This is a genomic window from Rhodoferax sp. P1_F3 (assembly GCF_056405715.1).
The window spans coordinates 15,807-30,823 of record NZ_JBFUBO010000021.1; the positions used below are offsets into that span (position 1 = coordinate 15,807).

Here is a 15,017-nt window from a genome sequence, read left to right on the forward strand (position 1 = left end):
TCATGCTGCGTCATGGTCGTCCTCCCATGCACTGTCCAGGCCCAGACTGGCCACGGCGCGCTTCCAGCGCTTTTCCACGGTGCCGTCCACCACAGTGCCTGCGGATTCGACCAGGCAGCCACCGCGGGTCATAGAGCTGTCGGGCAACAGGGTCAACGACAGGCTGGAAAACTCCTGTCGCAGTACCTCAGCCAAGACCTCCATGTCCAGCGGGTTGAGCCGTACCAGCGCGGCCTTGCTGTCAATGGCCAGCACACTGAGCGCTTCGCGCACCACGGGCTGCAGTGCATTGGGGTTGGTGGACATTTCATGGCGCAGCACCTGCCGCGCCACCTCGCAAGCCAGCTCCAACACCCCCTTGGCCATCACCTGCTCGGACTCGGCCAGCTGGGCGCTGGCGGTTTCAAACAACTGGCCAAAGGTGCGGGCAGTCTCCTGCCCTTGGGTGGCGATGTATTCGGTAATCTGGCGCTGGCCTTCCAGCGTCGCTTGGGCATGGCCCTGCGTATAGCCTTGGGAATAGCCATCGGCAAATCCGGCCTTGCGAACATTCTCTTCCTTGGCCTGCTCTTCGATCTGGGCCTGCGCCTTGAGCTTGGCTGCAAACCGCACCGACGTCTGGTCGACCGCGCCAAAGTCCCACTCGGTAACGGTCCCGACTTCTTCGCCGGGGATGAAACGGGAGTGCTGGCTGCGCGTCATCAAACCATGGCGTCGTCGCCACCTCCGCCGCCGATAACAATTTGCCCTTCGTCCGCCAGGCGGCGCACGGTCTTGAGGATTTCCTTCTGCTGCGCCTCGACTTCGGACAAGCGCATGGGGCCACGAGACTCCAGGTCTTCGCGCAGAGTGGCTGCCGCACGGGTCGACATATTGGAGAGGATCTTCTCCTTGAGCTCTGGCTGCGCGCCTTTCAAGGCCACGATCAGCACATCGGAGGACACTTCCTTGAGCACCATCTGGATGGCCTTGTCGTCCAGCTTGATCACGTCGTCGAACACGAACATTTTGTCCATGATCTTCTGGGCCAAATCGGCATCATGGCTGCGGATGGATTCGATCACCGTACCCTCGATAACGGTACCCATCAAATTGATCATTTCTGCGGCCGTCTTGATACCACCCAAAGACGACTTACGAATCTTGTCACCACCGGCCAGCACCTTGAACAGCACCTCGTTCAGGTCTTTCAGAGCGGTAGGCTGGATACCTTCCATGGTGGCCACGCGCAGCATCACTTCGTTGCGCTGGCGCTCGGTCAGATGCTTGAGCACATCGGCGGCCTGGTCATAGTCCAGGTGAACCAGAATGGCGGCCACGATTTGTGGGTGTTCGTTGCGCAGCAGTTCGGCCACTGACAGCGGGTCCATCCACTTCAGGCTTTCAATGCCGGAGACATCGCCCCCCTGCAAAATCCGGTCGATCAGCAGCGCGGCCTTGTCATCGCCCAAAGCCAGCTTGAGCACGGAGCGCACATAGTCGCCGGAGTTGGACACCAGCAGACTCTGCGATGCTGCAACCCCGGTGAATTTTTCCACCACCTCGTCCACCCGCTCGCGGGAGAGCTGGGTGGTCTTGGCAATGGCCTCACCCAGGCGCTGTACTTCCTTGGGCGACAGGTGTTTGAACACCTCCGATGCCTCGGATTCGCCCAGAGACATCATGAGGATTGCCGCGTCTTGGAGTCCGTCGTCGTTTGCCATGGTGGTATTTTGCTCCGCCCGTTAGGCCGGTGCTTCTCCGCTCATCCATGCTTTGACAATATTGGCCACCGCCGCAGGGTTGTCGCGGGTGAGCTTGCGGGCGTCTTCGAGGCGCAGCTCGGCAGCCGTGGCCTGTGCGGGGTCGGTGGACGTGGCGCCGTAGCCGGTCAATTGGGGGCGATCTGGTTGGTCAGCCTCCAGGGCGTCCAACTGCCCGGAACGGTCCAGGTCGAGATCGGCGCCGCGCGGTGGCTGGGCCAGCGACTTCATGGCAGGGCGAATGACCCCCAGTAGTACCAAGGCAGCCAGGCCCAAGGTGCCCAGTGGCCAAGCCATGCTGCGGGCCAGATCCACCACTTCGGGTTGGCGCCACAGCGGAATATCCGTGGCGTCCACCTTGTCCGCCGCAAATGCCGCGTTCACCACATTGACCGAGTCACCGCGTTCCTGGCTGAAGCCCACGGATTCACGGACCAACGCGGTCATTTTTTCAATCTGTGCTTCGGTCAATGGCGTGCTGGTGGTTTTGCCCTTGTCGTCCGTGGAGTTCTGGTTGTTCACCACCACCGCAGCGTTGATGCGTTTGATGACACCTGTTGCACCCTTAACTACCCGCACCGTCTTGTCCACCTCGTAATTGATGATGGACTCTTTCTTGGACGAGGAACCGGACCCCGTGCCCGAACCCGACTGACCGCTGGCGGCTACGGTCTGTGGCTGGCCATTGATGGGGGCCGAGGGCTGGGCCGGCGGCTGGTTCGTAGTGGCGCCAGGTACGCCGGAGGGAGGGCCAGACTGGGCACCATTGGTGCTCTCCACCAGTTGCTGGCTACGCACGGCGCTGCTGTCGGGGGTCTGGTTGGGCTTGTGCGACTCGGTAGTGGATTCGGTCTGGGAGAAGTCTAACTCTGCGGTGACCTGGGCCTTGACGTTCTGTTTGCCCACCAGCGGCTCCAGCATATCAAGGATGCGACGGCTATAGAGCTGCTCGATTTGTTGCACATATTGCAACTGCTCGGCATCCACACCGGCCAAGCCCGAACCATCCGTCTGGGACAGCAGCTTACCGGTGTCGTCCAGCACGCTGACGGCCGACGGGTTCATCTCTGGCACGCTTGACGCGACCAAGTGCACGATCCCGGCGAGCTGGGTGCGGTCCAGCGTGCGACCAGGGTGCAGGCTCAGCAACACCGATGCGGACGGTTTTTGCTGTTCGCGGAAAAAACCGTTCTGGTTGGGCAAGGCCAGGTGCACGCGAGCACTGGAAACAGAAGACAGGGCCTGAATGGAGCGGGTCAGCTCGCCCTCCAGTCCGCGCTGAAAGGTCAGTCGCTCCTGGAACTGGGTCATCCCAAAACGGTTGGCTTCCATCATCTCGAAGCCATTGACCGAGCCTTTGGGTAGCCCCAAGGACGCCAGCTTCAGGCGCACATCGTGCACCCGGTCTGCGGGCACCAGGATGGAGCCGCCACCTTCGGTGTATTTGTAGGGAATGTTCAGCGTGGTCAGCTGGGAAATGACGGCGCCGCCATCCTTGTCCGCCAGGTTGGAATACAGTACGCGCCATTCGGCCTGACGGCCCATGACCAGTCCCACCACGCCAATAGCCACAAACAGCACCACCCCCAGCGCCAGGCGCAGCCGCTGCCCCTGGTCCAAGGCAGCAAGGCGCTGGCCTATGGTCGGGTTCACGGGGATGGTGGCTACTGCAGGCATGTGGGTGTTTCCGGCTCGTTGGGGCGCAAGTTCGCCTCTTGAATGGGCTTGATTATTCGACCCCCCCCCCGAAAACATTAGGACGATAAGCACCCGCTTTACCTACCAATTCAAAATAATGCTGCATCACCCCCAGTTATAGGATCGCTGCACCCCCAATCTCCAAGGGAGAACCAGCATGGACCTCAAACTGAACCCCGTATCAATGCCCACCACGATCCGCCCCAACACCGGGGTGCGGCCTGCGGCCTCGACCGCGTCGGAAGGAGTGGGTGGTGGCTTCTCTGGGGCACTCAAAAGCGCGCTGAGCTCGGTCAGCGCAGCCCAGAACGAATCCACCCGCCTGCAGCAGGAAGTGCAGATGGAAAACCCCAAGGTGAGCCTGGAAGAAACCATGGTGGCCATCCAGAAAGCGCAGATCGGCTTCCAGGCCACGCTGCACGTGCGTAACCGCATGGTGCAGGCTTATACCGACATTATGAACATGCAGGTGTAGACGCCTGCCACACCTAACTCATAAAGAAATAAACATCTAGCCCCCGCAGAATATGCGCCAGCAGCTACTATTTCAATAGCAAAACATCCGGAGATCACCATGTCAGAGAGCCTGATTCAGGACTACCTTGCGACCAGCTTTGACCATGAGGGGCGGTCCGTACAGGTGCAAATGAGCGCGGAGGAGCACCGGGCTCTATTCGACCGCCTCCAGACCCAATGGACTGGCTACGGCGAGAGTGAACCCTTTGCGTCAGTGTTGTCGGACGAGAAGTTTATGAAAGGCAACATCGAGGAGAACATGCATTTACTGGAGGCCTCCGGCACGGAGGTTGTCCGCCGTTTGCAAGTGGTGGCAGAACGCAATCAGGTGGCGCTACCCAAAGGCAAATGTTTGGAGTTGGGCTGTGGAGTGGGCCGCATTACCAAACCCCTTTCTCCCCTGTTCGGACAGGTGGTCGCGGCGGACATCTCGCCAGGCAACTTGGCGGAATGCGAGAAACGCCTGAATGCCGCAGGAATCACCAACGTGGAGCGTCTATTGCTGCAATCGCCCGCGCACATTGAATCTGTGCACGAAATCGATGCGTTCGTCTCGGTGATTGTGTTGCAGCACAACCCGCCGCCCGTCCAGCATTACCTGCTGGACTGCATCCTGCGCAACATCAATCCAGGCGGTGTGGCGTTTTTCCAGACAGCGACTTTTAACCCCGGATACGGCTACCAAATCCCTTTCCACTTAAACCTGCACAAAGAAGCATTTGAAAGCTGGAGTCTGCACTGCCTGCCCATGCGGTTCATCCTGAAGCTACTGCAGAGTCATGGAATGGAAATTCTGGAAATCATCGAAGATGGCCAAACCGGCGGCCTGCACCAGCGATTTCACTCCCACACGTTCTTCGCCATAAAGCGCTAGGCACCGGCGTCAGTGGATGCTTTATCGCCTCTGCTGCAAGGACCGAACGATTTCCTCAATTACATCGCGTGCGCTCTGGAGCGGCGCACGCCCGCTCAATCGTTGGATTTTCGACAAATCGACTGAAAAGGGTGGCGGAGGGATTTCTTCACTTGGTGCTTTAACGCGGATGTGATGTTTCCAATCAAGCTGACGCGCCGCAAAGAGTTCGTGCACCAGATGCTCTGCCCACACTGTATGGGACGACGCCAGTATGAAGTCGTCAAATACCTGTCGATCCGCTAAATCCACCAGAATCTGCATGTATTCAGAGGCAGAGCCCCAATTGCCCCAGAACCCCAATCGCTCAAATGTCTCATGATGCGAGGGATTCAACTCCGCATTGACCAAGGCCTGCGCAAGGCGAGGAATGAAATACTCAGCCCCCCTTCTGGGAGACTCATGGTTAAACGTCCAGGCCACGGAGGCTTTGACCGCATGCTTGGCCCGGTAATAGTTGATGAGGTCGTGGGATGTGTTCTTCGAGATGGTGTACAGGCAGTTCGAATGCCTGTGCGACATCTCGTTGATTTGCGTCCCATCCAGGGCACCGAATACCTTGGACGAGCTGATGTAGCAAAGACCGCAGTCACTATTTCTACGCAAATACTCCAGAATTGCCAACACGGATTGGGTGTTGACCTGAAGGACTTTGTCCCAAACGTCTTCGTATACAAACCCCGCCATTCCGTGCGTGGCCGCTGCGTGAAAAACATAGTCGGGGGACAGGTCAGCAAGCAGGTCGAAGATGCATCGCTGGTCAGCGATATCCGCCTGGACGTACCGATAATTGCTTTCGAATTCGGCCCCTCGGCGAGAGACATCCTGCCGCCCTACCCCGGTGACGGCCCAACCTTCTGCCAACAAGTGGTCGACCAGATAACTGCCATCCTGGCCGTTGGCCCCAAGGACCAAGGCCCGTCGCAAACGCGTCATTCTTCTTTCGCGTCCGCCGCCTCAGAATCATGCGCAGCTTCAGTGTCGGCAACAGGGTTGTTAGCGGCCAATTTCGCAGCGTCAAGTCTGCTGAATCCAGGGCCTTCCGCACCGTAAAGCTTGGTAGCACCTTGCTTGTACAGCCGCTGCGGTGCACCGGTGGTTACAAGATGGTTAATGAGCTCATCAATCTCCTGGATGAGGTCATTGCGCTGCGAATTGGCAACATTGGTTACCTTGCAGGCATCCGCGATTTGCTTGTCCGTGGCCTCTTTACCCCGCTTAATGTCTTCTGCAAACCAAATGCGGATATTCACCACCGACAATTTGTCAATCAATCCACCCAGAGTTTCCATCGCTCACGCTCCTATGATTTCAAATTTTGGACAAGGCACGATGAACTTCCCACCCTTGAGAAGGTAATCACGCTCCCGCTCGCGGAACTCACTGATGAAGTGCCATGGCAGCACCAGTAGGTAATCCGGGGATACCCGTCGCATTTCGGCTTCCGAGTAAATCGGTATATTGGTGCCGACTGTTTTCAGACCATATTTATGGACACTTCGCTCGGCAATGCCGTCGATCATCGTGTGGTCCAGCCCGAAATACTGCAGCAATGTATTTCCCTTGGTGGACGCTCCATAGCCCCAGACAGTTTTCCCCTCTGACTTGGCCTGCAAAATAAATTTGCGAACATCCTCTTTGAGCGCAGTAATTTTGTCGAAAAAGGCGCCCCATGATTTCTTCGTCATGAACTCGCCCGCTTCTTCGTAGGCGAGAAGCGACGCAACGCGAAATTGCGCCACGTCTCGGCAAGGCTGGGTACCGAAGGAGCTTTTGTTGGCCCCTTTCTTCATGGCGTAGACGCGGAAAGAACCGCCATTCACGTCATTCAGCTCAACGTCCACGACTTCAAATCCGCCCAAGGCCAGGACTTTGGACAAATCCTTCAAGGCGTAGTAGTAGACATGCTCATGACAGATATTGTCGAAGGCAACCTGCTGAAGCATGAGCGGCGTATAGGAAAGCTGCAGAACCCAAAGGCCATCAGCATCCAGAACTTCATTGACATCCTTGACGAACGACACAGGGTCTTCCAGGTCGTAAAACATGGCGATGGAAGTGACGACTTTCGCTTTCTCGCCTCCAAACCTGGATCGCTTGAAAACCGATGCGGTGAAATAGTCTTGGATGATCAAATCCGCAACTTTGCTGGATTCATTGCGGTAGGAATCGTCGGCCGGATCTATGCCCACCTTGATAAAACCTTGGGGCACATGGCTCAACAGCGTTCCATCATTACAGGCAATATCAATCCACAAGTCGTTTTCCTTGTATTTGATGTACTTGCAAATGGACTGAACGATGCCACGCAACTCTTCGTTCATCGTATTGTTCAAACCGGAGCGATACCAGTATTTCCCATACATGATTTCCTGAGGCGCAATCTCCTGGAGCCGGACATTTCCATATTCCTCATTGAAGATGAGCTTCATCTCAACAGGAACGCCCCGGGGAGTCTCTTGAGGAGCCAAAAAGTCGGAGACGTACAACTCTCCCAGGGAAAAAAGTTCACTCATCACTTCGCTCCTTTAATGTAGAAATCGTTGACTTCGACGCGTTTATCCTTGCGCCATCCAAAGCCACTCAGGTACTGTTCAATGATCGGATCATTGTAATTATTCTCAATGATCAGCAACTTGACCCCATAGGCATCAAGATCAATGGATTTCAAGACTTCCAGTTCATTGCCTTCGGTATCAATGGAAATGAAATCGATGGGACCACCCTTGAAGTGGTTGTCGATAATCCAATCCAGGCGTCTGGTTTTGACCGATATGGTCTCCTTGATCGGCTTATAGACTTCATGCGCCTCCAGCAGGCGAGTGTCCACCGCCAATCCACTCACAGAGGACTGGTTGGAGTTTGCCATCGTAAAGACAGTGAATTCCCGATCGTCGGAGTTCTCATTGGCTGCGGCAAAGCAGACCGCATTCTTCCGGTTGCGCCGCAGAGATTCGAAATATTTGGGAATGGGTTCGACGCACAAGGACTCCCATCCATTCAGTTCGAAATGGTAGGTGTTGGAAAGGAACACGCCGTCAACGGCGCCGACCTCAATGCATCGTCCCACATGTCCGTTCGGGAAGTATCCCTTGATAAAGAAGTCCACTGGCGGATTGAATTGCCCGAAGAACATATCTTTCTGCTTGCGCAAATGTTTCGCCTTTTCAAACTCATCGAGTACCAGCTTTACCAAGGCGACAGGGTCTGCGGTATTGGTCCAAATAACGTAGCCCACTCCCGGCATATTCCACACATCGCGAACGCTATTGGTTACGCATACGTACCGGTTGCTTATGATATTTTCGTCGACCACTGAAAAACTATACGGCCCCGACGATCTTCCGAAAATCAGCTGTGTAAAGGTCGAGAGATAGGATATTTCATTTAAATCGAACCCCGTCTCCTCGTAATTAGTGAAGTCACTTACGAAAAGGACATTTGGCAAGTCCGTTACAGCCGAATCAGGGTTTGTGACAAAAATATTGGCATCCGGCTTGGCCAGCGCGACTTCACGGATGATTCTTGAGAAATCCAACTCCTGCGACTGACCCGACTTGGTTTCATTGTTACAAATCAATATCGAAGGCTTCTGATTTTGGTGGAAAAAGGCATCAATTTTTCCAGTATTCAGTTTTTTATAGTCAATGCGCGGCATGTAATGCGTCACGTCTTTCAGTCGATCCAGCCAGCCGTTCTGCCGATATACCTCGGTCATCACCTGGTGGTAGCCCTGGAAATTGCATCCTGAATACAGATCCGCTCTACCAGCATACAAGTACTGACCAATCCAGGTATTCACCACAACATCTGCTGCAATTTTTTCTGGGGAAAACGTCAATCCATCAATATCAGCCAGGATGTCTTTATTGTTCTTGTGAAAATAAAAGAAGTCACAGTCAGGCACGAACGACATGATGTCAACAATGTAGGGACGGGACATATGAATATCTCCGTTATGCCAGTCATTGACAAAAAGTAACTTTTTCCTCATGTGCACTCCTATTTAAAATAATATCGCTTGCGCAGCAGCCCTTGGGCGATCGCCTGCTTTTTGAAAACCCTGGATAAATGGCCCTGTTGCGCCATTCAAAGCGCCGCAGCCGAGCGTCTGACCGACTGCAGCAACAACGCGGTATTGCGAAATGTACTGTTGGACGTGCTGACAATTTGCGAATGGGACAGTACCAGCAGGTCAATCAGTGCGTCTTCCACACTGATGGCATTGCGGTTCACGTTGCAGGCATACACCCGCCCACTGTGATCGGCCGTAGGCGTGTTCCAGGTGCCATCCACCAATTTTTCGACATAGGCACGCTTGGGGTACATCACCACATTGGGCAAGGCGCCGAAGCGCTGCTCCACATCCTTGTCGTCGGAGCACACAAAGAACTGCTTGTGCGGCACATCCCGCACCAATTGGTAGAGGTTGGTATCGTCCGAGCCGTTGCTGCCAAAGTCGGTTTTGCGGATGTGAATGCCGAAGTACTCGGATAGGTTGCGGCTTTCCATGAACGCCTGGGCCTGGGCTACCAGGGCAGGCTGAAACTGCAGCTTGCGCACCTGGGCGTGCACCACAGCGGCTTCCAGAAAGGCAGGAATCAGTGGTGTGTGAAAGTGCACATCCTTGTCGCTGGAGCGTAGATAGTCCAGCGCGCCGTCCAGGCTAGGCATCTGCAACGGCGACTGGAAGGGAAAGCCCACGCCTAGATGGTCTTCGATGGTGAAGAACAGAAACTTGTCTTTTTCCGGAGCATAGGATGAGAGCTCCCTCTCCACCACCTGGGCTGGCGTAGCAAACAGCTCGTCGTAAGAGGCACCGCACCAGTTGTTGCAAGGCCAGACGACGATGGGATGCAGTCCCGCCAGCTCGGCAATGGCCAGACCGGCCACGAGGCCATTGAACCGGTTGCCAAAGCCACCGTCGCAGTAAATATGGATAGAGCGCATGGTCGAGGGCATTTCCGTTAATGCATCAGGTTCAGGAGTTGGTCTACCGGGGCACGCCAGTCGTGAATCGAGGGCGGCGGCACCAAGCCGTTTGCAGCAGTTGTCTTCGCGTTCGTTTGCACCAACAATTCCACCAAGTGGTCCAGGTCAGGCTCGCAGTAGCCAGCCACGTGCCGGTCTTGCACCAGGGCATTGCGGAACATGGTGGAACGTATCTTGCGGGCACCGGGCCCGTGGGCGAAGTCGTCCGTGGCACCGCCCTCGGTAACGATCACGGGCACGTTGCAGACCATGGCCTCATACACTGGCAGATTGAACCCCTCGGCCCGGTACGGCGACACATAGCAGTCACACACGTTGTACATGCTGTTCATCTGGTCCATGGTCAGGTTGGCCGGGATCAGGGTGATGGCATTGAGCACGTCGTTGGACAGCAAGCCGGCCGCCGCCAGGGTGGACTGCACAAAGCTCTCACCCGAAATACCGTAAGTATTGCGCTGGTCCTTGAAGACCAGGCGCAGGTCCTTGCGCGTCTGGCGGGCCAGGGCAAATCCCTTGAGGAGCACATCAATGCCCTTGTTCCAAATCGCAGCACCAATGTTCAGCAACAACACCTCATCCGGCCGAAAACCCAAGGCTGCCCGCTGGGCCGCATTGGTGTCTACCGCCAGGGGCCTGAAGTAGTCGCTGCTGGCGCCATGGGGCACCACGTGCACTGTGGCAGGTTGGAGACCAAACTCAATGATGCGGTCGCGTGACCACTGGCTGGGTGTAACAATTACGCCTCCGCTGGCCTCAAACTGCGCAATATCACTGCCAGGGGCAAAGTACTTCGCATCCAGCCCGCACTCGGTCACTGCAAAAACCGCCAGCCGGCGCCCCTGTTGCGCCGGGCGCAAGTCCACGGGTGAGAAGATGCGGAACTGCCAGTCCGCCACATCCCCAGCCTGGGCCAGGGGAATACCGGAAAGTGCGGCCTCGTCGGCGGCATGGAACCCGGCACCATTCACCGCACGATTCCAATGCGGGTAGTGGAAAGGGGCATCGATATGCCGCAAATCGGTGTCCTGCCGACGAATCATTTCCAGCAGCTGAAACTGATTGACCAAGGCAAAGGAGTGGTTGATGCCACGCCAGCCTTCTACAACCAGTGTTTGTCGCGATGCGTTCATGTGCTGCAAATTAGTAATGAAATTGGGCTCTAGCCCCCGTCGAATATGCGCCAACAGCTATGCAATGTATAGCAAATAGCGACCCGTCGCCCGGAAACTGCATGTGGCCATCCTACTGTGCCCCTTGGATGGCACTGCACGGATTTGCCGGGTAAAGCGAATGTTATTCAACCGACCGTGGCCTAACATACCCGTCAAAGCGATGCCAAGGGTGGTGCACCTCAAGGCTCGCGAGCGGCTTCGCCCAGGCCCTTGGTCAGCGGCCATGCCAGATACGACATCACCGTGCGCTTGCCCACAATCACCTCAGCCGTCACGGTCATTCCGGGCAGCAACCTGGCGCTGTCCAACATGTTTTTGAGTGCCGCGCCGTCCAACGTGACGCGCGCCATGTAGTAGACGTCGCCATTACTCTTGGCGGAACTGTCCCTGCGGAAGGCATCTTCACTGAGCGTCCGGATTTTGGCGCTCAAAGTGCCGTGGCGCTGAAACGGAAATGCATCCAGCTTGAGCTTGGCCTCATCCCCGACCTTGACGTACCCGATATCGGCGGAGTCGATTTGGACTTCGGCCTCCAATTTGGCGTTCAAGGGCACCAAGGTGAAAAATGTCTCAGCTTCACGCACGATGGACCCGGGGGAGAGTTTGGCAATGTCCAGTACCACCGCATCCACAGGCGCAGTCAACGTGACGAGCCGGCGACGTTTGTCGGCTTTCTGAATTTGCTCGCGAACGGCATCCCGCTCACGCGTGACGTTCAGCAGGTCTTCCATGGTCTTTTGGCGCCAGCCTTTTTCAAAGGCCGTCTTCTCGGCCTCCGCTGCGGCCAGCTCCCGAACGATCTCTTGCTCCCGGTTGGCAACAGACTCCAGGTCGCGCTCCACTTCCTTGCTCTTGATTTGCGCCTCCATGAGTTGGATGGGCGCACCAAACTTCTGGGCCACCATCTTCTCCTGCATGGTCTCAATGTTCTTGAGGGACGCGAGGCGCGCAGCCGCCAGCTTCTGATCCCGGCGATTGGTCGCCAGCGCCGCGCGCAATCTGCCAACGGACTCGGCAATCTTCAGTTGCTGGGCCTTGTAGTTGGCGCGGCGTTCTGTCAGCAGGTTGGCCTGTAACTGGTCGTCCGCGGTGCTGCCCGTCTTGGGCTTCTCCGCCACCTGGCCCGAAAGTTCTTCCTCCAAACCTTTGGCCTGGGTTTCTAGGCTGTCCAGCCGGAGCTGCAACACATTCTCATCCGCCTGGATGAAGGTGGCGTCCAGGGTCGCGAGGGCGTCCCCTTTCTTCACCAGTTGGCCAATCCGCACATCCACGCTCTGAATGATGGAAGTCTCCAGCGGCTGAACCACCACGTTGGGCAAGGGGTTGACCAGACCACCCCGCGCGACCACGACCTGGTCCAGCTCAGAAACCGACGCCCACACAGCGAAAGAAATCACACCCAGCAGCAGCACCCGCAAGGTCACTTGGGCCCAGCGGGGCACAGGGCTCCTCTCCAGCTCATCTGCATCCGGCAAGTACTCAATCGCCGTCTTCCCCTTGGAAGCTTTCGGCTTGTCACTGGAGAACCACTTGCTCATAGGTGGCTCGTCTGTTGGTTCCAGAGCTGCTGGTAAGTCTGGCAACGGGTCAGCAGCTCCTGGTGGCGACCGCTGTCCATCAACTTGCCATGCTGCATCACCAAGATCGCGTTGGCATTCACCAACGTTGAGAGCCGGTGGGAAATCATGATCACGGTCCGTCCCACGGCGATGCGCGACAAATTGTTGATGAAGATGGATTCACTTTCAGGGTCCAGCGCGCTGGCCGCCTCGTCCAGAATCAGAATTCGGGGTTTGGTGAGCAAGGTGCGGGCAATCGACAAGCGCTGCTTTTGCCCCCCAGACAGGTTGGAAGCGTTTTCTTCCAGCATGGTGTTGTAGCCCTGCGGCAATCGCTCAATGAACTCCGCAGCGCCCGCGGCGTCTGCCGCCGCCACGATTTCCTCGAACGGAGCCTCCGGTTTCGCGGCCGCGATGTTCTCGCGCACCGTGCCGCGGAACAGAAAGTTCTCTTGCAGTACTACACCGATCTGACGGCGCAAATGTGCGAGCTCAATTTCGCGAGCATCCGTCCTGTCAAAACGAACTATGCCTTCCTGCACGCTGTACAGGCCCTGGATTAGCTTGGTGAGGGTGGTTTTACCGGAGCCGCTTCGACCCACAATACCAACCACCGTACCGGCCTGAATCGTCAGACTTGCGCGATCCAGCGCCGTAACACTGGAACCGGGGTACCTGAAAGTTACATCTTCAAACGAAATCTCCCCGGCCAGTTCCGGGCGCAACCCGCCTGCGCCAGCTCGCCCCTCAGAGGGCCGATTCATAACTTCGCCCAGCATACGCACCGACAGCGCCACCTCCTGGTACTCGTTCACCAGCGACACAATGGCCAGCAGCGGGGAAATGACGCGACCGGAGATCATCTGAAACCCGATCAAGGCGCCGACCGACAGAGTCTGATCAAACACTTGTTGTGTTCCGATGACGATGATCACGACGGGCAACAACTTCCCCAGAAAGTCGGTGATAGCGTTTCCGGTAATCGCTACTTTGCCCACCCGGAAGTGCATGTTGATTGACTGTGCAGATCGCTGATCCCACAAACGGCGTTGTGCCGGCTCGATGGCCAAAGCTTTGACTGTACGCATACCGTGGATAGTCTCCACCAGCATGGATTGCCGCTGACCTTCCGCAGTGTTGAGGTCATTGAGACGACGCTGAAAGATGGGCACCATGGCCATCACCACTCCTGCAATCATCAAGGTGAATACCAAGGTGATCAGCGCCAACTTGACCGAGTAGGCAAACAGGATCGGCAAGAAAATGAGCAGCGAAGTGGCGTCCAGTGCGGTAAAAAACATCCGCCCCGTTAAGAAGGCACGAATCCGCTCCACCTGCTGCATGTAGCGGGTCACAACCCCCGCTGTGGTGGTTTCAAAATAATCGATGGGCAACGACAGCAGATGTGCAAATGTCCTGCGGGTCAGTCGCATATCGATCTTGTTGGAGGCCGAGATCGTCAGAATTTGTCGCAGAAATCCGAGCAAAGAATCGAAAATCAGAGCGATCACCACCCCCACGCCCAGTACCCAGAGCGTTGAAATGCTTTGGTGCACCAGCACCTTGTCGATCACCAGCTGAAAGAACATCGGCGACGCCAAGGCGAGGATGTGCATCGCCATGGCGGCCAGGGCAATGTCTCGGAACGCCGTCTTCTGCTTCAGGATTTCAGGAATGAACCATCGGAAACCGAAAGGCTGGCTGGCCTCCGCCGTGGCGTAGATCCGCTTCATGAAGAACACTTCACCCTGCCACTGGGCGCAGAATTTCTCTTGCCCCACCATGAGCACCGCGGTTGGATTATCCGCCAGCGGGTTCAGGATGGCGACTTGCCCACCCTCATTAGGGGTCGCCGCCATGACAATGACGCAATTGCCGTCGCCCATTCTGGCGATCACGGGGAATACGCCCCCCTGCGCCAGCAAGGAATCCCAACTGAGTTTGTCTACCCGGGCTTTCAAACCGATGTCTGCAGCAATGCGCAGCACCGTGGCAACAGACGGCTCTTCACCCACCAGAGCGTAGTCTTCGATGAGACGCTCAGGGTTGATTGGCAACCGGTGGTGCTGCGCAACTGCGGCCAAGCACTGAATGGTCGTATGAGGAAAGCGATCTGCCATTGTTGTTGATAGCCCAACTTGGGATCAACTATTTCAACATGGCACTGGCGGCGCAAACCCCTCAATTGGGGCGAGAATTGCCGCTATTTTGAATCGCGGCCGGCGAGCAGCATATCCCCAGCCTGTGGGTCCTGAATGCCGGTGAGTTTCAAGGTAGTCGTGGTCGGCACCCCCAGTGACGGGCTACCCATCGCAGTTCCATTCACATCGAACTGTTTCATCGCATCCGCCAGACTGGTCACCGCCAACGCCACAGGACTCAGTGTCGGCGCAGGTGCTGCCCCGTCTGCCGATGCTGCCGCCAT

Annotated in this window: 14 protein-coding genes; 2 read left to right on the forward strand and 12 right to left on the reverse strand. The window is 56.6% G+C overall.

Annotation, left to right across the window (positions count from 1 at the left end; all coding sequences use genetic code 11):
* The 3 genes from AC1DZ5_RS21010 to fliF are packed head-to-tail and all read right to left on the reverse strand — an operon-like array spanning position 1 to position 3,419.
* Positions 1-702 (reverse strand): flagellar assembly protein FliH, encoded by a 702-nt coding sequence (locus AC1DZ5_RS21010; RefSeq protein WP_477892668.1) that lies wholly within the window; start codon positions 700-702, stop codon positions 1-3.
* Complete coding sequence (fliG, locus tag AC1DZ5_RS21015) at positions 702-1,703, reverse strand: flagellar motor switch protein FliG (RefSeq protein ID WP_477892670.1); 1,002 nt, start codon at positions 1,701-1,703, stop codon at positions 702-704. Before fliG ends, AC1DZ5_RS21010 begins: the two co-directional genes overlap by 1 nt.
* Before the next feature lie 21 nt (positions 1,704-1,724).
* Positions 1,725-3,419, reverse strand: a complete 1,695-nt coding sequence (fliF, locus tag AC1DZ5_RS21020; protein ID WP_477892672.1) for a flagellar basal-body MS-ring/collar protein FliF — start codon at positions 3,417-3,419, stop codon at positions 1,725-1,727.
* A gap of 178 nt (positions 3,420-3,597) precedes the next feature.
* On the opposite strand from fliF, the gene fliE reads away from it, so the two are divergent.
* Both fliE and AC1DZ5_RS21030 read left to right on the forward strand, forming a co-directional pair.
* Positions 3,598-3,915, forward strand: coding sequence for a flagellar hook-basal body complex protein FliE (gene fliE / locus AC1DZ5_RS21025; RefSeq protein ID WP_477892674.1), 318 nt, complete (start codon positions 3,598-3,600; stop codon positions 3,913-3,915).
* Positions 3,916-4,014: 99 nt separating this feature from the next.
* The gene (locus AC1DZ5_RS21030; RefSeq protein ID WP_477892676.1) at positions 4,015-4,830 is read left to right on the forward strand and encodes a class I SAM-dependent methyltransferase; all 816 of its coding nucleotides are present in this window, start codon (positions 4,015-4,017) and stop codon (positions 4,828-4,830) included.
* A 21-nt stretch (positions 4,831-4,851) separates the two neighbouring features.
* Here the strand turns inward: AC1DZ5_RS21030 and AC1DZ5_RS21035 are convergent, their stop codons facing one another.
* The 9 genes from AC1DZ5_RS21035 to AC1DZ5_RS21075 all read right to left on the reverse strand — a co-directional run.
* Entirely contained in the window at positions 4,852-5,805 is a 954-nt protein-coding gene (locus tag AC1DZ5_RS21035) for a GDP-mannose 4,6-dehydratase (RefSeq protein WP_477892678.1), read from the reverse strand.
* Entirely contained in the window at positions 5,802-6,161 is a 360-nt protein-coding gene (locus AC1DZ5_RS21040; protein ID WP_477892680.1) for a DUF4254 domain-containing protein, read from the reverse strand. Before AC1DZ5_RS21040 ends, AC1DZ5_RS21035 begins: the two co-directional genes overlap by 4 nt.
* 3 nt (positions 6,162-6,164) lie before the next feature.
* Positions 6,165-7,385, reverse strand: a complete 1,221-nt coding sequence (locus tag AC1DZ5_RS21045; RefSeq protein ID WP_477892682.1) for a class I SAM-dependent methyltransferase — start codon at positions 7,383-7,385, stop codon at positions 6,165-6,167.
* Positions 7,385-8,812, reverse strand: a complete 1,428-nt coding sequence (locus AC1DZ5_RS21050; RefSeq protein ID WP_477892684.1) for an FkbM family methyltransferase — start codon at positions 8,810-8,812, stop codon at positions 7,385-7,387. Before AC1DZ5_RS21050 ends, AC1DZ5_RS21045 begins: the two co-directional genes overlap by 1 nt.
* A gap of 146 nt (positions 8,813-8,958) precedes the next feature.
* The gene (locus AC1DZ5_RS21055) at positions 8,959-9,819 is read right to left on the reverse strand and encodes an O-fucosyltransferase family protein (RefSeq protein WP_477892686.1); all 861 of its coding nucleotides are present in this window, start codon (positions 9,817-9,819) and stop codon (positions 8,959-8,961) included.
* Positions 9,820-9,836: 17 nt separating this feature from the next.
* Positions 9,837-10,991 (reverse strand): glycosyltransferase, encoded by a 1,155-nt coding sequence (locus AC1DZ5_RS21060; protein WP_477892688.1) that lies wholly within the window; start codon positions 10,989-10,991, stop codon positions 9,837-9,839.
* 221 nt (positions 10,992-11,212) lie between these two features.
* Positions 11,213-12,571, reverse strand: a complete 1,359-nt coding sequence (locus AC1DZ5_RS21065) for an HlyD family type I secretion periplasmic adaptor subunit (RefSeq protein ID WP_477892690.1) — start codon at positions 12,569-12,571, stop codon at positions 11,213-11,215.
* Positions 12,568-14,712, reverse strand: a complete 2,145-nt coding sequence (locus AC1DZ5_RS21070) for a peptidase domain-containing ABC transporter (RefSeq protein ID WP_477892692.1) — start codon at positions 14,710-14,712, stop codon at positions 12,568-12,570. Before AC1DZ5_RS21070 ends, AC1DZ5_RS21065 begins: the two co-directional genes overlap by 4 nt.
* An 83-nt stretch (positions 14,713-14,795) precedes the next feature.
* Positions 14,796-15,017 (reverse strand): hypothetical protein (locus AC1DZ5_RS21075; protein ID WP_477892694.1); only part of this gene is annotated, 222 nt, incomplete at its 5' end.